The organism is Vibrio sp. 10N.222.55.B11, assembly GCF_041473705.1.
GTDB lineage: Bacteria > Pseudomonadota > Gammaproteobacteria > Enterobacterales > Vibrionaceae > Vibrio > Vibrio crassostreae_C.
In genome coordinates this window covers 1-276 of sequence record NZ_JBFRST010000082.1, presented here as the reverse complement: position 1 = coordinate 276, position 276 = coordinate 1, and the positions used below count along the sequence as shown (strand labels likewise).

At 47.8% G+C, this 276-nt stretch carries 2 tRNA genes; both read right to left on the bottom strand.

Going from position 1 to position 276, the window contains the following annotated elements:
• Positions 1-75: transfer RNA gene (locus AB4503_RS23595), tRNA-Gln, on the bottom strand.
• 42 nt (positions 76-117) lie between these two features.
• A tRNA-Leu gene (locus AB4503_RS23590) sits at positions 118-202 on the bottom strand.
• Positions 203-276: the final 74 nt, after the last annotated feature.

The window sequence follows — 276 nt, the reverse complement described above, 5'->3', positions numbered from 1 at the left end:
TGGCTGGGCTACCTGGATTCGAACCAGGGAATGCCGGCATCAAAAGCCGGTGCCTTACCGCTTGGCGATAGCCCAACAATGAATGTTCATCTAATGAAAGAAACACATTCTAAATAATGGTGCGGTCGGAGAGACTTGAACTCTCACACCTCTCGGCGCCAGAACCTAAATCTGGTGCGTCTACCAATTCCGCCACGACCGCAGCAAATCTTTGTAGTCATACTGAATATTGGTGATTCAATATAACGTTGTAATAGTGGCTGGGCTACCTGGATT